The organism is Limosilactobacillus reuteri subsp. reuteri (assembly GCF_000016825.1).
In the GTDB taxonomy this organism is placed as follows: Bacteria; Bacillota; Bacilli; order Lactobacillales; family Lactobacillaceae; genus Limosilactobacillus; species Limosilactobacillus reuteri.
The window spans coordinates 277,854-298,079 of the sequence record NC_009513.1; the positions used below are offsets into that span (position 1 = coordinate 277,854).

Genomic DNA, 20,226 nt, shown 5'->3' on the forward strand with positions numbered 1-20,226 from the left:
TATTGTTTTTAATCGCCTTATACTAGTGAGGGTGATATAATTAAAAAGCTAGACCAAAGTATCAAAAGAAGAGGTATCTTTTTCATGAAAATGAAATTAGCGGAAATTGCCAAGGCGATCAACGCACAAAATGACATTGAACAATGGAAAGACGTAGAAGTGACTAGTGTGTCATTTGACAGTCGACACTTAGATCAAGGGAGCTTATTTGTTCCATTGCAAGGTGCCCAAGACGGCCACCAATACGTACCGAGTGCTTTTACCAATGGTGCAGTAGCTAGTTTATGGGCTAGTGACCATGAGATAACGGATCAGACGCACCCGCTATTAGTCGTTAGTGATCCACTAGCGGCCCTTCAACAACTAGGGAAGTACTACTTGCATAAGATCAATCCGATTGTTGTTGCAGTTACAGGCAGTAATGGGAAGACGACGACTAAAGATATGATTGCGTCAATCTTAAGTACGCAGTTTAATGTCGCGAAGACATATGCTAATTTTAATAATGAGATTGGGGTTCCAGTAACGCTTCTTAACATGGAGTCTAATACCGAAGCAGTGGTAGTTGAGATGGGCATGGACCGTTTTGGTCAGCTTGACTTCTTAAGTAAGCTTGTAAATCCTGACATTGCCGTTATTACAATGATTGGGGAAGCACATATCGAATTCTTCGGGACTCGTGATAAGATTGCTGATGCAAAGATGGAAATTACCCATGGCCTAAAGGAAGATGGAACACTAGTATTTAATGGGGATGAACCATTATTAGAGGAACGGGTAAAAGATCTTGCCCAACGACAGATGCGCTTTGGTCGGCAACTAAGCAATAATTTGTATGCAACAAGTGTCCACGATGAACCACGGCAGTTATCATTTACCGTCAACGAATGGCCAGATGAAGAATTCACTATCCCAATGGTTGGTGAATACAATATTAATAATGCGTTAGCGGCTATGGAAGTGGGTAAGATTCTGCATATTACTCCCGCCCACATGAAGCAAGCGTTGGCAAACGTTGAATTAACGGAAAATCGTGCTGAATGGGTTAAAGGAAAGAATGGTGAACAGATCTTAAGTGATGTTTACAATTCAAACCCGACCGCTGCCAAGGAAGTCCTTAAGACGATTGCAGAAACACCAGTAGCTGGTCGCCGGATCGCCGTATTAGGGGACATGCTGGAATTAGGGGATGCTGCGGCAAAGTTGCATGCTAGCTTAGCAGAAGAGATTGACCACCAAAAGATTGCTAGTGTTTACCTTGTAGGCGAACAAATGAAAAATCTTAAAGATAAGTTGATCCAAGAAGGGTACCCAGCTGAAGATATCCATCATTATGCTGCTAGTGACCTTCAACAATTAATTGCCGATCTTACGGCTACTTTGACAGGTGAGGATATTGTTCTATTGAAAGCAAGTCATGGCATTCACCTAGAAGAAGTCTTGACGGCATTAAAAGCAGAATAGTTAATATATTTGCCAGTCGATTACTGATGCTTATATCATAAATCGACTGGTCATTTTTAGGAGGAAAATTTTTGAAGTTTAGTGAATTAGGCTTATCCGATAGCCTATTAAAAGCAATCAAACGGAGCGGATACGAAGAAGCAACACCAATCCAAGAACAAACGATTCCAATGGTTCTTGAAGGTAAGGATGTTATTGGGCAAGCACAAACAGGGACTGGTAAGACGGCTGCTTTTGGATTGCCAATTATTGAAAACGTTGATACTGAAAATCTCAATATTCAAGCAATTATCATTTCACCAACACGTGAATTAGCAATCCAGACTCAAGAAGAACTTTATCGTCTTGGTAAAGATAAACATGTTCGCGTGCAAGTAGTATATGGTGGGGCAGATATTCGGCGCCAAATTAAGAGCTTGAAACAACACCCACAAATTCTCGTGGGGACCCCTGGACGGTTACGTGACCATATTAACCGTCATACAGTTAAACTTGACCACATTAAGACCCTTGTCCTCGATGAAGCAGATGAAATGCTAAACATGGGATTCTTAGAGGATATTGAATCAATCATCAAGGAAACACCAGATGATCGGCAAACATTGCTCTTCTCAGCAACCATGCCACCAGAAATCAAGCGGATTGGAGTTCAATTTATGTCTGATCCGGAAACTGTGCGGATCAAGGCCAAAGAATTGACTACTGACTTAGTTGATCAGTACTATATTCGCGCGCGTGACTATGAAAAGTTTGACATCATGACCCGTTTAATTGACGTTCAAGATCCTGACTTAACAATTGTCTTTGGTCGGACAAAGCGGCGGGTAGATGAATTGTCGAAGGGCTTGATTGCGCGTGGCTACAATGCAGCTGGTATTCATGGTGACCTTACTCAAGATAAGCGTTCTAAGATCATGTGGAAGTTTAAGAACAATGAACTTGATATCTTAGTTGCAACAGATGTGGCTGCTCGGGGCTTAGACATTTCCGGGGTTACGCATGTTTATAATTATGATATTCCATCTGACCCAGACAGCTATGTTCACCGGATTGGCCGAACAGGACGGGCCGGACATCACGGGGTATCCTTAACCTTTGTTACCCCAAATGAGATGGATTACCTTCATGAGATTGAAAAATTAACCCGGGTACGGATGCTGCCACTTAAGCCACCAACAGCTGAAGAAGCATTTAAGGGTCAAGTTGCCTCAGCCTTTAATGATATCGATGAATTAATCGCGCAGGATTCAACTGATCGTTATGAAGAAGCCGCTGAAAAGCTACTAGAAACTCATAATGCAACTGATCTGGTAGCAGCATTGTTAAATAACATGACGAAGGAAGCGGCCAGTGAAGTTCCAGTTAAGATTACTCCTGAACGTCCTCTCCCACGGCGTAACAAGCGGAATAACCGTAATGGCAACCGAAATAATTCGCATGGTGGCAACCACTACCGGCGTAAGAATTTCCGCCGTCACCAACATGGTGGTGGTCACCGAAATGATAACCATGGAAAGAGCCATTCCAGTCGCCATGCATTTAATATCCGTCATCGAAAAGAAGATTAATTAGCTAAGAAGTCTTTGGTTGAGATTTGACCAAGGACTTTTTTTAATTTGGCAGATTGCAAGAAATAATTTGAACAAAGTTAGTGACGCAGATTACGCAAAAAGATCTCAATCGGTTGACCTTTGGGGATAAAGCGTCGTAGTACTCGGTTGCGATTCTCATTACTGCCCCGTTCATGTGGAGAATAAGCATGCGCAAAGTAGAGGGGAATCCTGGCCTGCTCTTCAATTAGCTTGTAGTTAGCGAATTCTTTCCCATGGTCAACAGTAAGGATCTTGAGATTATCTTCTAACTGGTTAGCTAATTCTAAAATGGCCTTGGTCATTGAGGTGCTATCTCGTCCCTGAAGCCGTTTAACGATGACAAGACGACTCTTACGCTCGACAAACGTAGCTATTGCTTGACCTTTACGCTTTCCAGATAAAACTGTATCTGCTTCAAAGTGACCTGAGGTATGACGGTCAATAACTTCAGCGGGACGATCTTCAATGGAACGTCCATGGCTAAAAGTACCACGGGTTTCTTTGGCTCGTCGGCGGCGAATTCCATGGTCAGGTAAATCAGCCACGCCAATATCCAATACTCCTTGATCAATCCAGGTGTAGATGGTCTTGTAGGCGATTCTAACTACATGAGCCACTTGTTCAATCGACCATTTTTGGATCTTAATCTTTTCTTCAATTAATCGCTTGAGGTTACTCGTTAAGATGGTTTTACGCCCACGATGACTAAGTTTAGCTTCATGATCAGCTTGAGCTTTAACTGTGTGATATTCATCAGTCAAACGATGAACCTCATTAAAGATCGTGGTTTTACTGAAGCCAAGGTAATCAGCGATGTATTTAAGGGAGCGGCTTTCATAACGAAGAGTTTCGATGACAACACGGTCTTCAAATGATAAAATAGTGGTGCCCATAAAGGTCCTTCTTTCTAATGGAATGTTGTGGTGACACCATTAAAGACCTTTATGGGTTTTTATGTCCACTAATATGTTCAACTTAAATTTTGCAATCTACCATAAATTAAATATGGGTTTGTGACTTAAGTTAAGTTACTTCCATAAAAGACAAATGGCGCAGTACAACAATGGCCTCCAACGCCCGGTAAAACCGAACGTTGGAGGCCTACTGTTGCTTGCGGGGGCTCGAAAACGAAGTCACGAGTGACTTCTGTCTCGCTCCCATTTCGTTATCTTTTTTTATAAAAATATTTATTCTAATTATTTGATTTATTTATAATATATTTGTTGCGACTATTACGATGATTAGTATCTGAGAAGATGAGCTCATGTAGATATTAGGCTATTATTTCATCATGCAAATTAAGTGTAAAGGGGGGCTAATTTTTCTTGTTTGGTACTTGAGGAGCTGCAGGGTTATTTATGCCTTGTGTGAGAGAGGTTTTGACGATGCAAAAATTAGAGCAATTGATTGATAAAAACTTTGCTGAAACAGCTCATGGTAAGGTTGCAAACTATATTCCGATATTAGGAATTGTTGATCCGCAACAACTGGGCATTGCCATTTATGACGTTGACGAGGACGAAATTGGGACCGCTGGAATGGCAGGAACGCGATTTGCGATCGAGAGTATTGCGAAGGTCATAACTTTAATATTAACGATCAAGAGATTAGGACATAAGCGCGTCTTAGCAGAACTAGAAAATGGTTCGGCAGATTATAGCCTAAGTTCGGTACTATTGGATGACGAGTTAACCGAGCAGGTCCACCGGGTAAATTACCTTAATAATTCCTCCGCTTTGTTAACGACAGCCTTAATTGACCAGTTGATGGGGCAGAATAGTTTTAATGCCCTTCTCGGTTTCTGCCGTGAGATCTGCAATGACCCATGCATTAGCTTGAATGAGCGTTTATTTCGGTCAGCAATTATGAATGATAAAGATATTCATGCACTGGCTTACTATATGAAAGATAAAGATATTTTAGAGACTGTTGATCAAACATTGATAACTTATTTTATGCAAAGCTCAATGATGGTGACATCACAGAGTCTTGCTAACCTAGGAGCAGTCTTGGCAAATGATGGAATTAAACCTTGGGATAATGAGCGTCTTATTAGCCATGAAGATAACGAGTTGGTAAAGAAATTGCTAACAACAGTTGGTTCGTTTGAAGAATCAAAAGAATACACAATTAAAATTGAACTCCCTATTAAAAGTGGTACTGGCGGCGGCTTATTGGCTTGTGCCCCGCAAAAATGTGGTATTGGTATTTTTAGTCCAGCTCTTGATCAACATGGCAATAGTTTGGCAGGAATGAGTTTATTACAAGATGTTGTTGATCAATTAGAATTAGTAGTTTAATCATAACCACCCGTCAAACGGGTGGTTTGCACATCGGCTATAAGCCGATAATAAAAGCCGGCGTCTCAAGGCGCTGGCTTTCGCTTTGCTCAAGCCAAAATGCTCTGACTACTTTGCCACCGCTTTAAGCGGTGTTTATACTACCTCACTTACCCTTAAAAGGGTCCGAATATTCCACACTTGTTAGCTTATCCATTGCTATATCATGTTTCTCTTGATCTCGGATATACTTCTTTATCGTGGATTCATTTAATCCAACTGTACTCACATAGTAGCCTTCAGCCCAAAAATGTCGGTTCCCATATTTGTATTTTAAGTTTGCATGTCGATCAAACATCATTAATGCACTTTTCCCTTTTAAGTATCCCATAAACTGCGAGACACTTAGTTTCGGCGGAATACTTACTAACAAGTGCACATGATCTGGCATCATATGACCTTCAATTATTTCTACTCCCTTATATTTGCACAACAAACGAATATAATCTCTCAGGTCTCTTCGGTATTGATTGAAGATCGCTTTACGTCTATACTTTGGTATGAATACGATGTGATACTTACATAACCACTTCGTATGGGCTAAGCTATTTAATTTATTAGCCATATTTATATAACCTCTTTTCCCTTATTGACTTTGGCTTGAACACCTACATCTTAAGGCAAAAGAGGCCTTTTTTATATAATTTTTATCGCCCACCCGCATAGCAGGTGGTTTTTTGTTTCGTGCACTCGCTCTGCTCGCGCACTCAACTAGGTCTAAAGACATTAATAAAAGCGAGGCCCGAAGAAAAAAATTCTTCAAGTCTCGCTTTTTGTGTGCGCCCGGCATGGGTATTAGCTAGGCGGTGAGAGTCCGCTATGGGCCGTAGTAGTCGGAACCATGAGCTGAGGACAAGGGTGTCCACTGTGAGGTGGAATCTGAAGGAAGTCTAAGGCAAAGTACTGCACCGATGAACAAGAAGTAGCTATAAGGCTGGAACTAACTGGATAAGACTGCACGACAAGTTAAAGTCCAACACTACTCGAAGTTACTTTCAGTAAAGCTACCGGTGACATGGTGCGAAAGTTAATATCCTTACCCAGGGAGATCTGGCCTACACGTTTCCGACAAGAGGAATAAGTTTAATTTCCACAGAAACAAGCGGTGCAGTGATGTAGCGTTGAGTAAGCCAGAAGTCAGCTGAGGTCATAGTAGTCTGAGTAATCAGATGAAGGACTGAACGACAATAACTTGTAACTTATATCGGAGGTGTAATCAGGTGCGACAATCGCAGAAAACAGAACAACAAGCTGACCGCTTGTCGAGGATAGGTTTGGAAAACCGAAAGTACACAAGGGCGCGTAGTACCGATTATGGTGAAGGTAAAGGTATGAGTGTCACTATCCAAGACTTAGTCTTGGACCGCAATAACCTTAATCAGGCTTATTTGCGAGTTAAGAGAAATAAAGGGGCAGCAGGCATTGACGATATGACAGTCAATGATCTTCTGCCATATCTCAGAGAAAATAAGACGGAATTGATCGCTAGTTTGCGTGAAGGCAAGTATAAACCAGCACCAGTCAAACGGGTAGAAATTCCGAAGCCTAATGGTGGAGTAAGAAAACTCGGAATACCAACAGTGGTGGACCGAATGGTTCAACAAGCTGTAGCCCAAATTCTTACGCCTATCTTTGAGCGTGTTTTTTCTGATAATAGTTTTGGCTTTCGTCCCCACCGTGGGGCCCATGACGCTATTGAAAAAGTAGTAGATCTTTATAATCAAGGTTATCGAAGAGTTGTTGACTTAGACCTAAAAGCCTATTTTGATAACGTTAATCATGACTTGATGATTAAGTATCTCCAACAATATATTGATGACACATGGACACTAAGACTCATTCGTAAGTTTCTAACTAGCGGAGTCTTAGATCATGGGCTTTTCGCTAAGAGTGAAAAAGGAACCCCACAAGGAGGGCCATTGTCCCCACTACTGGCGAACATCTATCTAAATGAGTTGGACAAAGAGTTGACTGGACGTGGTCATCACTTTGTGCGCTATGCGGATGATTGTAACATCTATGTTAAAAGTCAACGAGCCGGAGAACGAGTAATGCGAAGCATTACCCAGTTTCTTGAAAAGCGCTTGAAAGTTAAAGTGAACCCAGATAAAACCAAAGTCGGTAGCCCGCTACGGTTAAAGTTTCTTGGCTTTTTGTTGGGTGTAGACCACAATGGAGCCTACGCCCGTCCAGCAAAACAATCGCAACAACGAGTAAAGAAAGCATTGAGGTTATTAACTAAACGTAATCGTGGAATATCCCTGACAAGAATGTTTGAAGAAATTCAGCGAAAAATGCGTGGATGGCTTCAGTACTACTCAATTGGGAAACTAACTGACTTTATTCAACGCCTTGACAAGTGGTTGAGGGCCCGAATAAGACAGTATATCTGGAAGCAATGGAAGAAGCTTAAAACTAAGGTAACTAACTTACAGAAGCTGGGGCTGTCCCAGCGTGATGCATATGGCTTCGCTAGTACCTGCAAGGGCTACTGGCGAACTGCACACAGTAAGACCTTGAGCTATTCTCTAACTAATAGAAAACTGGAACAACTCGGACTTATGAATATGTCCAAGACGCTCCAGTCAATTCAAAGTGATTAAGTTGTCGAACCGCCGTATACGGAACCGTACGTACGGTGGTGTGAGAGGTCGATAATTGAACTAATCAATTATCTCCTACTCGATTAATGTAATTTTTCTTGGAATTTCTGTAAATTACCAGGAGTTGGGGTTAAGTTAGTCCATTCTGGTGAAAGGAACTTACTATTGATTTGATAATGTGGTTGCGGTTGCTTGTTAGAAATAAAACTATTAGTAGCTTTATCAACTTTTACCCAACCAGCCCAACCGATATGAATAGTATCTTCCATAAATCCAGGCTTATCACCATCATGAGAAAGATCCAAAATGTGATTGAACCCTTGTTGGCGAAGCTGGAATTTGATTTTTTCAACAGATTGGTAATACATATTCATGTCCATTCCCGTGTACTTTTCCCACTTTGAATTAACCGGTGGGATGATAAAGAGGACGTTTGAATTGGTATTCTTAAACTGATTCAAAACTACTTCCAAATCGCCATATTCTGGTGACTTAGTATAATTGAAATTCCGTTGTGATCCCTTTGTTTTCGCTAAGTTTTTCTTCACACGCTGGGTATAGAAGCTGTTTTTGATACCGAAACGGTTGTTATTAGTATCACGTGCGGCTTCATTCATTGCATCATCATAAAGTTCATTATAGTTGTAATGCTGAGGAAGCTTCTTAACATTTGGGAGGATATGCTTGCCATAGTTATTATTTAATTGAAAACCTGAGAAGATGGCATCTTCATGAACAAGCATGTTAAGTCGGAAGCGGATAACTCCCATGTCGAAACTGCTCAGGGATTTTCCTTCAGCGATTTTTTTAGCATACGAAGAAACAGTCCCATCTTTGCCAAGCATTGCAATTAATCGCGTTGCAATGTAACGATCATATGGTGATTTGGGATTAGCGTGTTGAAGCCAGTTAAGGTTAGCGAGTTCACCATTATAGTACTTGAAAGCTGGTGGTTGAACACCCTGCTTGGTAAACCATTGTGGTGAAATGATATAGACTGCCTTATTATTTCTCATCTGCGTTTCCATTGAATTAATGTTAAAGAATTGCGGAAGAGATTGGGTACCCCGTGAACCAAAGAGGAAAGGAGTATAGTTATGATAACGAGCAGCCATTACAGAAGGATGGAAGCGATCCATTCGCCGTAATTCACTAGAACCAAAGAATGGAACATAGTGGGTGTGCTTATCACTGAGCGCTTGTTGCTTAATTGATTGGTTCTTAAAAACAACGGGGCTTAGTGATACTGCAGCTTCATGTTCAATCGCCGCTGAGTGCTTTTTACTAATCGGCAGTGAAAACAAAAGAACTACTAATAGACAAGCGACAATCAGCGGGCCAAAGATTGACCACAGCTTTTTGCCATTATGCATTTTGGAGCTCCTTTACCCGTTCTTCAATCTTTTCAATAGTGTCCCATTGGTTACGGTCAAATTCTGAAACTGGTACTTGAACGCCAAAAGCATCTTGTAAACCGAGAAGAAGACTAACAGTTGCCATTGAGTCTAAAAGACCACTTTCAAAAAGGTTTTGACTTGCATCACTAAAGTCTGCAGTATCCCGACCAGTTGCATCAGCTAAAATATTAATAATTTGTTCTTGCATAATTAAAATCCTCCTAAAATTATTTGAATAGATAAGTATCTAAGAACCCACTGAAGATCAAGAAAGTAAACATTACAAAGTTAAATGTGACAAAAATAGCAACTCCAGTAGTGAACTTATTATGTGGTAGCTGTTTTAAGTTTTTGCGCTTGAAACGCAGCCACCAGTCATTAACTACTAGGCCTAGACCTTGGAGAAAACCATAGAGAATATAGTACCAGGTAATTCCATGCCAAAAGCCCATTAGTAACATATTAAGCATATATGCGGTTGATGACAAGGTATTTCGATTCTTAAACCATCGTTTTTTGGTAGCAAGAAAGACGAACCGCATAAAAATATAATCACGGAACCAGAACGAAAGGCTGATGTGCCAACGATTCCAGAATTCTTTAAGGTTTTTCGATTTGAAAGGCTGCTTAAAGTTCATTGGGGTCCGCACACCCATAAAGTAACTAATAGCAACTGCAAACAATGAATAACCAGCAAAATCAAAGAATAAGTAAAGTCCGTAAGTGTACATGACACCGACTAAGTTCCAAGAAGGGAATGATGGATCAGCTAAGGCCGCTTTTTCAAAGAAGGGGTAAAAACGCTGACCGAAGAAATAACCGATGACAAATTTGTACAAGAAACCAAGGAATAAGTAGAGAATTCCGGTGTTAACAAGATTCAAATATTCCTCGCGGGTCGGGACCTTTTTATAATCCTTTTCAAAACGCCGGTAACGATCAATTGGTCCAGAAGTAATGGTTGGCATGAATAGAATGAAACGAATGAACTTCCATGGGGAAATCTCTTTGATCATTCCATCACGCGTTTCAATTACTGTTCCGACTGCCCGGAAAGTTAAATAACTAATTCCTAAGAAACCAAGGAGGGAGTTATGACCAACCATTGCCGGTGAAAGCTTAACAATTACAATCGGCAAAATTGATAAGGCGGCAGTGAAGTAAAAAACACCACTCGAATTATTATTTTGCCGGTAGCGATGATAAGCCATCACAATAATTGTCTGGTAAATAACATAAGCAATTAATGAAATTCCTTGTTGCCAGCTTGAACCATCGAACATTAAGAAGATAAAAATGAAACTAATTAATGCTTCATACCAGCTAAACCTCTTCCCAAAGTAAAGGCCGATTCCCAACGGCAAAATAGCAAGAAGTAAGTAGAAGAAGTATACCGGGGTTCCATAAGCACTGAAATTAGGAAGGTTTGAAATCCAATCAATCATTACTTGTTAGCCTCAGCAACCATTTGTTTAACTGCAATCTTGCCATTTGCAGACATTGGGAATGATTCACGGTAAACGAATTGGGTAGGCATCATATATGGCATGATTAAGCCGTCCAAGCTTTCACGAATCTGTTTTGTTAATCCAGCCGTATCTCCAGTCGCTTCGTTTGGAATAACATAAGCAATCAGGTGCGTAACTTTGCCATCTTTATTATATTTCGGAACCGCAACTGCTTGTTTGATTAAAGAACTCTTTTCAAGACTGGCACGAACTTCATCAAGTTCAATCCGGTAACCATGTAATTTAATTTGGAAATCCATGCGGCCTTTGTGGTGAAGTAAGCCATCGCTGTCAAGAGTTCCCGCATCCCCAGTTCGGTAAGCAGGCACACCATCAATCTTAAAGAATGACTTGGCTGTTTTTTCTGGATTATTCATGTAGCCACGTGCCACACTATTACCACTAATTACAATTTCACCTTGTTCACCAGGAGTAGTGATTTCTTGATTGCCATTCCAAATGGATAATTTGACTCCTGGCTTAGCATAGCCAACTGGTAGGCGATCATTATTTTCAATGATTTCTGGTGTGATTTCGATTCCTGATACGGCAACTGTTGTTTCAGTTGGACCGTAAGTGTTGAAGATTTTAGCATCTGGGAATCGCTGATGTAATCCTTTTGCAGTCTTTACTGTTAATTCTTCACCACAGAAGAGAAAGGTCTTTAAGCTTGGCATTTTTTGTTGGTTAAATGCTGGGCTAAGCATTAACATATCAGCAAATGATGGCGTCCCTACAAAAACTTCAAGATCAAGGTTTGGTAGAGCAGTAAACATCTGACCAAAATTCTCAACAACTTCGTGAGGAAGCGCCTTGATTGTCCCACCATTAAGTAGTGCTGGTAACCAGTACATGTTTGAAAGATCAAATGAATATGGTGGTTGCCCTAAGAAATTAGCATGTTCTTTGATCTTAAATTCATCGCTTAACATCCAGTCAACAAAGGTCATAAAGTTATCGTGACTAACTTCAACCCCCTTTGGCGAACCAGTAGTTCCAGACGTAAAGAGGACATAAGCTAGTTCGTCACCATTAATCATTGCTGAAGTATCAAAAGTTTGTGGTGTTGCCAAAATTTTTTCAAGCTGTTGATGATCGACAATTGGGGCATCAAACTGGAGATCATTGCTTGGAAAATCATTAACAGCAATAATCATCGCCGGTTTAGCAGTATCCAGAATTGATTGCATCCGTGGAATTGCTGAATCGTTGGACACTGGAATATAAGTATGTCCAGCTTTTAAAGCTGCTAAAAAGCTAATAATCATTTCAACTTGATGATCACCATATACGAGAATCGGACTACGATCAGGCAAAGATTGAGTACTAAGCCATGCCGCTAAAGTATCAACTGCTGAGCTTAAGTCCGCATAAGTGGTCGTTTTGCCCATTTCATCATATGCGATCCGCGTTGAGTTGTCCTTGGCAATTTGCTCAAAGACAGTAATAATATTCTTACTCATATATTATCTATTTCCTCCGCATTAGAATTCGTTGTAGATAAATGGCTCTTGGCCTGCTCCGTAATAACCATAAAGGTAGATTAATAAAAGAAGCACTACAAAGTAAAATAATGTTTTTAAGATGAATCGTAATGCAGGATGGCGTTGAATAATCTGAGCCATAGTTCTCCTTCTCTCATCTTTATAAATTTGTAATTGGCATTCATATCAAGAATACCATTAATTATGTATCTCGGCTAATAGGGTGAGTTACTTTCACCTTACTATAAAATCCTTAAGAAAAAATTAATGAAATATTCAAAAACAAGAATGCTTATTGCCTTAAAATTATAACTTTTTCTGAGCTAATTGTAACTAGAAAAACCTAAACTTTATTTATAATTTTATATGACATGACAATGATGGACTAATGTAACAATAATTGCAAGAAGCGCTTATTTTCGATAAGATTAAGCGGTAGATACTAGTGAGGATTAAGGAGACGAACGCTCGATGATTAAGGGGATTGGAATCGATATAACCGAGATTGAACGAGTTAAGAAAGCCGCAACAGCGCATTCTCAATTCATCCAGCATGTATTGACACCGACTGAACTAGAACAATATAGTCAATTTAGCGGTCAGCGATCAGTAGAATATCTTGCTGGTCGGTGGTCGCTAAAAGAATCTTTTGCTAAAGCATACGGAACGGGAATTGGTGCTAACCTAGGCTTTCATGATATTGAAATCATTGATAACCAATATGGAGCGCCAATTGTGACTAAATCGCCGTATAATGGTAATGCTCATGCTTCAGTGAGTCATACTGCCACCTTAGTAATGACAGAAGTAATTTTAGAAAGTGAGAATAAATAATGGTTAATGGTCGTTTGCGAGATACATCATTAATAGTGGACTTAGATGCATTACGTCATAATATTCAAGAACAGAAAAAAGTATTGCCCGAAAATAGTAAAATCCTGGCCGTTGTAAAAGCGAATGCTTATGGCAATGGATTGATTCCAGTTGCCCAAACGGCAATGACCAGTGGTGCGAGCGGTTTATGCGTGGCAATCTTAGATGAAGCATTAGAATTACGGGATAACGGGATTGAAGCGATGACGCTTGTCCTTGGAATTACGTCCGTTGAAGATGCGTTGATTGCTGCTCAAGCCGGAGTTTCTTTAACAGTTGGCTCCTTAGATTGGCTTGAACAATATCATCAACTAGCACAAGTTGCCAAGCCTAAGAAACCATTAAAGGTTCATCTGGGGATTGATTCAGGAATGGGCCGGATTGGGTTTACAGAGGTAGCTGCATTTAAGCAAGCTGTTAAGCTGCTTGATAGTCCTGAATTTGAATTCGAAGGAATGTTCACCCATTTTGCAACTGCTGATAGTCCTGATGAAAATTACTTTAATCAGCAGGTCCAACGTTGGCATCAATTTGTTGCCAGCCTTGCTGAACTGCCACCGTATGTTCATATGGCAAATTCAGCGACCGGTTTATGGCATCGGGAGACAATCACTGCTAATACAATTCGAATGGGGATTTCAATGTATGGACAAAACCCATCTGGACGTGACTTGAAATTAACGCTTGATTTACAGCCCGTTAGTTCATTAGTTTCATCAATTTCTTTTGTTAAGCAGTTAAAGGCAGGAAGATCTGTCAGCTATGGCGCCACTTATACGGCGGAGCAAGATGAATGGCTAGCCACCTTGCCAATTGGTTATGCTGACGGTTATCCACGGTGTATGACTGGTTATAAAGTATTAGTTGACGGTCAATTTTGTGATATTGCCGGACGAGTATGTATGGATCAAATGATGATTCGACTTCCTAAGTATTACCCAGTCGGCACTCCAGTAGTATTGATGGGCAAGTCCGGTGATCAAGAAATTACAGCAACTGATTTAGCTGAGCGGGCCGGTACTATTAACTATGAAATCCTAACTAATATTAGTAATCGGGTTCATCGCATTTATCGCCAAAGTAAATAATTAAGGGAAGCGAAGGTAATGACAAAACGAAAAGTAAAACGGGGTGACATCTATTACGCTGACTTATCCCCGGTAATTGGATCGGAACAGGGTGGCGTTCGTCCAGTCCTGATCCTTCAAAATGACGTGGGAAATCATTATAGTCCAACAGTAATCATTGCTGCGATTACTGCCCAAATGCAAAAAAAGAAGATGCCTACTCATGTCCAACTAAAAGGTAAGTCGTTACCGTTAACTCATGATTCGGTCATTTTGTTGGAGCAATTACGAACGATTGATAAACAACGATTGAAAGACCGAATTGCTCATTTATCGCCAGAGACAATGGCAAAAGTGGATAAAGCATTAACCATTAGTGTGGGGTTAAATGCTGCCTATGATGAAAATAAATGAGTTTGACAATTTGCGTCAGAACTCGTATACTCACTATTAAATTAATCACGGTTCTTTTAATGTAGCCCAGAGAGACTACAAAAGACAAAATAATATAAGCATAGTGGGCACAAAACTATGCTTCCTCTTTTGTAAAGCTCTAGGACCATTAAAGGGACTAGAGCTTTTTTAGGTCTAAGGAGGATATCTTGTGAAAGAACAAAAGGGGACAACAATTTTTAGTATTCCAATGAAGAACAGAAAGACTAATACTTGGGATATGTTTGCCACGTGGGTCGGGGCAAATGCTAATAATGGGACATGGTTTGTCGGCGGAGTGCTCGCCGCTTGTGGATTTTCGGTTGCCATGAAGGTCTTAGTATTGTCATCTGCCTTATCATATGTATTTTTAAGTTTGGTAGGTTACATTGGTTATAAGACTGGGGTATCGACGATGACTTTAAGCCGTGCCTCATTTGGTGAACGGGGCAGTTATCTCCCATCATTAGTTAATATTACCCAATTTATTGGTTGGACAGCGGTTAATACTTTTATTGCGGCCCAATCGGTAAGCATTCTTTTCCATGACTTACTAGGATGGCCTGTGTGGGGACAGCATGGCGGCTATTTAGGGCTAGTAGTCGGGATTATTATCATGAGTATTCTCCATATCATTAGTGTTTCTAGCGGATCACGTTCAGTCCAAATGATTGAACGCTTAGGGATAATCCTTGTTCTTGTATTCGTCATTTGGGAGTCAGTGGCTGTTTTTCGAACTGTTTCCTTTAGTCAAATTGTAAATTGGCATGTTCCTGCGCAATCAAAAATGGCAGTCGGTGCGGCGGTCGATTATGTAGCAGCTTTTAATTTAGCTTGGGTAACTGCCGGCGCTGATTTCACCCGCTTTACTGCTAAAGAAAAGAACGCAACTTTGACGCCATTTCTTGGGGCTTTACTAGGGGTTGTATGGTTTGCTTTTATCGGCTTGATTTCAACAATTAGTATTGCGATTTCAAGTGGGGTATATAACGCAAATAACTCTGATCCGTCAACGATTGCTAGTAAGTTAGGACTGGGGGTAGTTGCCCTTCTTGTTATTATTTTGACCTCGATGACGGCCAATGCTGTTAACTTATTAGCGGCCGGATCAGCTCTTTCAAATATCTTTATAAAGCTCAAATTAAAGTATTCATTATGGATCGTAGTATTGCTTGCGACAGTTGTGACCTTTATTCCGATGTTTGTCGGTAGTTTCTTGAGTGCTTTTGAATCGTTCCTTGACTATGTGGGGATGGTGTTAGGCCCGACGATTGCTATTATTTGTACTGATTTTTATTTCCGTGCTCACCGGCAATATGATGTTGATGAATTAGGTAAAGTTGGTGGAAAATATTGGTATCGCGGAGGCGTCAACTGGGTAGCAATTATTGTTTTTGCTATCGGGGTTGCCTTCTTCTTAGGGGTTCATCAGTTGCCAATCTTTGTAAATACGATTGGGGCCACATTTATTGATATGTGTTTGAGTGGTATTCTATATTATGGAATTATGTTGCTGGTTGACCGAAAGGAAGATGAATTATGCTATTAAAAAATGTCCATGTTGATAATCATGAAGAAGTAGTCGATGTTCGAATTCTCAATGGAAAATTTAGTGAGATTAAGGCTAACTTAGCGCCCCATGATGGTGAAGAGGTTATTGACGGTAAAGAAAATTTACTTTTGCCACCATTTGTTGATTCTCATGTTCACTTAGATGCTACGCTTACTGCTGGTCAGCCAGAATGGAATGAAACCGGGACTTTATTTGATGGTATCCGGATTTGGAGTGAACGGAAACAAGATTTAACTAAGGAAGATGTTAAATCGCGTGCGAAAAAGACATTACTAAATATGGTTGGGCATGGAATTCAACACGTACGGAGCCATGTTGATGTGACTGATCCTCATTTGATTGCTGCCCGTGCTCTCCTCGAATTGCGTGAAGAATTAAAAGACCAAATCGACTTGCAGTTGGTTGCTTTTCCACAAGAAGGCATTCTTAGCTATCCTCATGGACGTGAATTAATGGAGCAGGCGGTCAAAGAAGGATTAGATGTCGTTGGTGGTATTCCCCATTTTGAGTTTACAACTGAATATGGGTGGCAATCTGTTCATTTCTTAATGGCCCTCGCAGATAAGTACGATCGTTTAGTTGACGTCCACTGTGATGAAATCGATGACCCAGCTTCGCGTAACCTTGAAGTTTTAGCGACCGAAGCTTATGAACGAGGGATGAAGGACCGGGTCACGGCAAGTCATACGACAGCGATGGGCTCATATAATGATGCTTATACTTATAAATTATTCCGTCTATTAAAGATGAGTGATATTAATTTTGTATCTAATCCATTAGTTAATGTTCACCTTGGCGGCCGTTTCGATACTTACCCAAAGCGTCGCGGCGTTACTCGGATTAAGGAATTAACAGGAGCTGGGATTAATGTTTCCTTTGGGGAAGATGATATCCAAGATCCGTGGAATCCTCTCGGCGATGGTAACATGTTAGATGCAGTTACGATGGGTGTTTATATTGCTCACTTGATGGGGTATCACCAACTGCAAGATGCCTTTAATTACGTAACCTATAACGGTGCTAAGACATTGCATATTAGTGATAATTATGGAATTGAAGTAGGAAAACCGGCAAACTGTATCTTATTGAATGCCCACGATTTCTATAATGCTCTTAATAAGCATGTTGAAGTTCTTTATAATATTCGTCATGGGAAAGTCCTTGCCGAGACGAAACCAGCTGAAACCAAAGTTAATATCAAATAAAATTAAAAAAAACTCATAATAGTTATTGACAAGTTAGGGAATGACCGGTATATTATATCCAACAATTAAATTTAGATTAGAAAAACATTGAAGGAAATAACGATTTGAAATTGGTGACAGAGAATTAGCGGGTGGTGTGAGCTGATCGAGATTTCTAATTGTTAATCGTTCCTGAGTTACCGGCTGAAACCAAGTAAGCTGAGGTTGGCTGCCATCCATTATTTTGGCCACAAATGATTGTTTGTGAATGAGAGGATTGACTACGAGTTGATCAAAGTAGGATGGTACCGCGCAGAAGCGTTCTTACAATTGCGATGAAGCAATGTAAGGACGCTTTTTTCTTTCTAAATTTTAAGAAAATATTTTGTCTTGGAGGTAATTATTATGACTGAATTAAACGCACGACAGGAAGAATTTGCTAAGGCTCTTTTTGAAGCTTATGACACTAATACGCCATTAAACGAGGAAGAATGGAAAGATGTTGTTACTGATGATGAAACCGCATATGCAGTTCAAGATGCGGTAGTAAAGTTAAAAGGAAAGCCAACTGCAGGCTATAAAGTTTCGTTAACTAGTAAAGAAACTCAAGACATGTTTGATGCTGATTCACCATTGTACGGACAACAAGTTGCTGAACGATTCCTCCAGTCACCAGCGGATGTTGACTTGCAGATGTTAAATGAACCGTTATTAGAGGTTGAATTAACCTTCCGTGCAAAAGAAGACTTGCAGCCTAGTGATACATTAGAAGATTTATTTCATAAGGTAACTGTTGCGGGTGCCTTAGAATTGCCTGATGCACGTTTTGTCGACTGGTTTCCAGATTTAGGAAAATATAATGTAATGGCTGATTGTGCTGTTGGTGGTCTTGTTGTATATGGTGAAGAACATGATGCAGATAGTGTATTTGAAAACGTTGACGATGCTGCTAATGTTCATGCTGTTTTATTCAAAGATGGTGAGAAATTAAAAGAAGGGGTATCATCAGAAGTTTTGGGCAATCCCTTTAAGTCTCTTCAATGGTTAGTGCAAAAATTAGCTGAACAAGGAAAAGCATTTACCAAGGGCCAAATGGTATCATCCGGAACATTTGTCTTACCACCTAAGCTCACTGCTGGTAAGTGGGAAGTTGAGTTTGATAGCGGTTTAGGAAACGTTGTAGTTAATGCGAAATAAGTGTTGAAAGCAGGTGGGAAAATTGGGTGAGGAATCGCCAGCGGAAATTAATATTTTGAGAATTAAAAAGCGATCTGTGGTTGAGTTAATCACAGGTCGCTTTAATATTTAATAGCTTTGGTGCAAGTCTTCAATTTCTGAAACTTCCAACCCTTTTTTCTCAAGTCGTTTAACAATTCGTTCCATCTTTTCTTTAGTAACATCAGCAGGCAAGGTGTATAAGACTCGTTTCATTGTCTCGTCTTTGGGATCGAGTGAAATGACATTTACGATCTGACAAAAACGAGTGATTTCTTTGGCAGCCGTTACCAGCGCTCCCCGTTCATCAGGAGTAATAACAGTTAAAACATAACTCCCATTATTCACGTTCCAGCCAGCAGCTAACATCCGTAAAAGACTATTATGGGTTAAAATCCCATAAAACTGATTATTGTTATCCAATACCGCAATATATGGAAGGTCTCGAATAGCAAAGAAGATAGAGAAGAAAGCCGCGTTAATTGAGATAAATTTAGTAGCATTCTTTAATAATGCAGTTACCGGTAAATGCATATCCCCCTGTCGTGCTTTATGCCGGTAAAGATGCATCTTATAAATATTTCCCCGAAAGATCTTTCCTGACTTATCAAGAACTGGGACACACCGATAGCCGGTATCCTCCAAGACAGTCAGAGCCTCATCCAATGTCGCTGTTTCTGGAAGAGTTGTTAAGGTTGCTTTGGGTTTGATTAATGAATTGAAAATCATAATTAACATCCTTTTTATCGATTAAATGCACTCACTATAATAACACATTTCTATCAAAAGGATTAGAAAAAGATTAGAAGATTTATGCTGTTAATTCAAATTAGTATGCTGAAAAAAGTAACATAGGGTATAATACTAGTTAAAATTTATGCTGGACGGGAAAAGTGACCGTGCGGCTTTTTTGCGTGAAAGGAATGAAAGAATAATGAAAATGATTGTTGGCTTAGGAAACATTGGGACGCGGTATGATGAAACCCGTCATAATACTGGCTTTATGGTGGTTGATCAACTAGCACGAGATTATCATCTAGGAGCATTCACCCACCTAAAACAAGAAGCAGTCGCAGTCAGTGGGGTAATTAATGGTGAAAAAGTAATGTTGGTCAAGCCGACGACGTTCATGAATGATTCAGGACGAGCAGTCGGACCATTAGTAGACTATTATGATATTGACTTGGATGATCTCGTAATTGTTAATGACGACTTGGATATGCCAGTTGGCAAAGTACGTTTAAAAACACATGGGGCTTCAGGCGGTCATAATGGACTTAAAAGCATTATCAGCGTGTTAGGAACCAAGAACTTTAATCGGGTAAAAGTAGGGATTGACCATCCCCAACATGGAACAGTGGTTAGTCATGTCTTAGGTAAATTTTCTAAAGAAGAACGTCCTAAATTTGACCAAGCAGTTGAACAAGCTGAGCATGCATTAGAAGACTGGATTAATGGAGAAGACTTTGCCAAGTTAATGAATGCTTATAATTAA

The 20,226-nt window shown here is 40.2% G+C and carries 19 protein-coding genes; 11 read left to right on the top strand and 8 right to left on the bottom strand.

Going from position 1 to position 20,226, the window contains the following annotated elements; all coding sequences use genetic code 11:
• Nucleotides 1–84: 84 nt before the first annotated feature.
• Together LREU_RS01245 and LREU_RS01250 are read left to right on the top strand one after the other, a co-directional pair.
• Nucleotides 85–1,464, top strand: coding sequence for a UDP-N-acetylmuramoyl-tripeptide--D-alanyl-D-alanine ligase (locus LREU_RS01245; RefSeq protein ID WP_003667237.1), 1,380 nt, complete (start codon nt 85–87; stop codon nt 1,462–1,464).
• 71 nt (nt 1,465–1,535) lie between these two features.
• Nucleotides 1,536–3,032 carry a degradosome RNA helicase CshA gene (locus LREU_RS01250; RefSeq protein WP_003667239.1) on the top strand — a complete coding sequence of 499 codons (1,497 nt, stop codon included), beginning with the start codon at nt 1,536–1,538 and terminating at the stop codon, nt 3,030–3,032.
• Nucleotides 3,033–3,112: 80 nt separating this feature from the next.
• On the opposite strand, the gene LREU_RS01255 is transcribed toward LREU_RS01250, so the two are convergent.
• A complete protein-coding gene (locus tag LREU_RS01255; protein WP_003667241.1) occupies nt 3,113–3,949 on the bottom strand; it encodes an IS30 family transposase in 837 nt (278 codons plus the stop codon).
• Between the two features lie 465 nt (nt 3,950–4,414).
• Here LREU_RS01255 and LREU_RS01260 point away from each other — a divergent pair, with 465 nt between their 5' ends.
• Nucleotides 4,415–5,356 carry a glutaminase gene (locus LREU_RS01260; protein WP_003667242.1) on the top strand — a complete coding sequence of 314 codons (942 nt, stop codon included), beginning with the start codon at nt 4,415–4,417 and terminating at the stop codon, nt 5,354–5,356.
• Between the two features lie 145 nt (nt 5,357–5,501).
• On the opposite strand, the gene tnpA is transcribed toward LREU_RS01260, so the two are convergent.
• The gene (gene tnpA, locus LREU_RS01265; protein ID WP_003664118.1) at nt 5,502–5,960 is read right to left on the bottom strand and encodes an IS200/IS605 family transposase; all 459 of its coding nucleotides are present in this window, start codon (nt 5,958–5,960) and stop codon (nt 5,502–5,504) included.
• A 655-nt stretch (nt 5,961–6,615) separates the two neighbouring features.
• Between tnpA and ltrA the strand changes: the two genes are divergently transcribed.
• Nucleotides 6,616–7,998 carry a group II intron reverse transcriptase/maturase gene (gene ltrA, locus LREU_RS01270; protein ID WP_003667243.1) on the top strand — a complete coding sequence of 461 codons (1,383 nt, stop codon included), beginning with the start codon at nt 6,616–6,618 and terminating at the stop codon, nt 7,996–7,998.
• A gap of 83 nt (nt 7,999–8,081) precedes the next feature.
• Here ltrA and dltD read toward each other — a convergent pair whose 3' ends face one another.
• Genes dltD through dltX form a run of 5 tightly spaced genes read right to left on the bottom strand, consistent with a single transcriptional unit; the run spans nt 8,082 to nt 12,528 of the window.
• A complete protein-coding gene (gene dltD / locus LREU_RS01275; protein ID WP_011953388.1) occupies nt 8,082–9,371 on the bottom strand; it encodes a D-alanyl-lipoteichoic acid biosynthesis protein DltD in 1,290 nt (429 codons plus the stop codon).
• Entirely contained in the window at nt 9,364–9,603 is a 240-nt protein-coding gene (gene dltC, locus LREU_RS01280) for a D-alanine--poly(phosphoribitol) ligase subunit DltC (protein WP_003667244.1), read from the bottom strand. The genes dltD and dltC overlap by 8 nt, the downstream gene beginning before the upstream one ends.
• Before the next feature lie 19 nt (nt 9,604–9,622).
• Nucleotides 9,623–10,840 (bottom strand): D-alanyl-lipoteichoic acid biosynthesis protein DltB, encoded by a 1,218-nt coding sequence (dltB, locus tag LREU_RS01285; protein WP_003667245.1) that lies wholly within the window; start codon nt 10,838–10,840, stop codon nt 9,623–9,625.
• Nucleotides 10,840–12,366, bottom strand: a complete 1,527-nt coding sequence (gene dltA / locus LREU_RS01290; RefSeq protein ID WP_003667246.1) for a D-alanine--poly(phosphoribitol) ligase subunit DltA — start codon at nt 12,364–12,366, stop codon at nt 10,840–10,842. Before dltA ends, dltB begins: the two co-directional genes overlap by 1 nt.
• A 21-nt stretch (nt 12,367–12,387) precedes the next feature.
• Entirely contained in the window at nt 12,388–12,528 is a 141-nt protein-coding gene (gene dltX / locus LREU_RS01295) for a teichoic acid D-Ala incorporation-associated protein DltX (RefSeq protein WP_003665629.1), read from the bottom strand.
• Between the two features lie 330 nt (nt 12,529–12,858).
• Here dltX and acpS point away from each other — a divergent pair, with 330 nt between their 5' ends.
• From acpS to LREU_RS01325, 6 genes are all read left to right on the top strand, one after another.
• Complete coding sequence (gene acpS / locus LREU_RS01300; protein WP_003667247.1) at nt 12,859–13,221, top strand: holo-ACP synthase; 363 nt, start codon at nt 12,859–12,861, stop codon at nt 13,219–13,221.
• A complete protein-coding gene (gene alr, locus LREU_RS01305; RefSeq protein WP_003667248.1) occupies nt 13,221–14,348 on the top strand; it encodes an alanine racemase in 1,128 nt (375 codons plus the stop codon). The genes acpS and alr overlap by 1 nt, the downstream gene beginning before the upstream one ends.
• 18 nt (nt 14,349–14,366) lie before the next feature.
• The gene (locus LREU_RS01310; RefSeq protein ID WP_003667249.1) at nt 14,367–14,741 is read left to right on the top strand and encodes a type II toxin-antitoxin system PemK/MazF family toxin; all 375 of its coding nucleotides are present in this window, start codon (nt 14,367–14,369) and stop codon (nt 14,739–14,741) included.
• A 190-nt stretch (nt 14,742–14,931) separates the two neighbouring features.
• Nucleotides 14,932–16,308: a cytosine permease gene (locus LREU_RS01315; protein WP_003667250.1), complete on the top strand. Its 1,377-nt coding sequence runs from the start codon at nt 14,932–14,934 to the stop codon at nt 16,306–16,308.
• Nucleotides 16,299–17,537, top strand: coding sequence for a cytosine deaminase (gene codA, locus LREU_RS01320; protein ID WP_003667251.1), 1,239 nt, complete (start codon nt 16,299–16,301; stop codon nt 17,535–17,537). Before LREU_RS01315 ends, codA begins: the two co-directional genes overlap by 10 nt.
• Before the next feature lie 384 nt (nt 17,538–17,921).
• On the top strand, nt 17,922–18,713 hold the full coding sequence (locus LREU_RS01325) for a 2-keto-4-pentenoate hydratase (protein WP_003667252.1): 792 nt from the start codon (nt 17,922–17,924) through the stop codon (nt 18,711–18,713).
• 108 nt (nt 18,714–18,821) lie between these two features.
• On the opposite strand, the gene cbpA is transcribed toward LREU_RS01325, so the two are convergent.
• Complete coding sequence (cbpA, locus tag LREU_RS01330; RefSeq protein WP_011953389.1) at nt 18,822–19,460, bottom strand: cyclic di-AMP binding protein CbpA; 639 nt, start codon at nt 19,458–19,460, stop codon at nt 18,822–18,824.
• Nucleotides 19,461–19,665: 205 nt separating this feature from the next.
• On the opposite strand from cbpA, the gene pth reads away from it, so the two are divergent.
• Nucleotides 19,666–20,226 (top strand): aminoacyl-tRNA hydrolase, encoded by a 561-nt coding sequence (gene pth / locus LREU_RS01335; RefSeq protein ID WP_011953390.1) that lies wholly within the window; start codon nt 19,666–19,668, stop codon nt 20,224–20,226.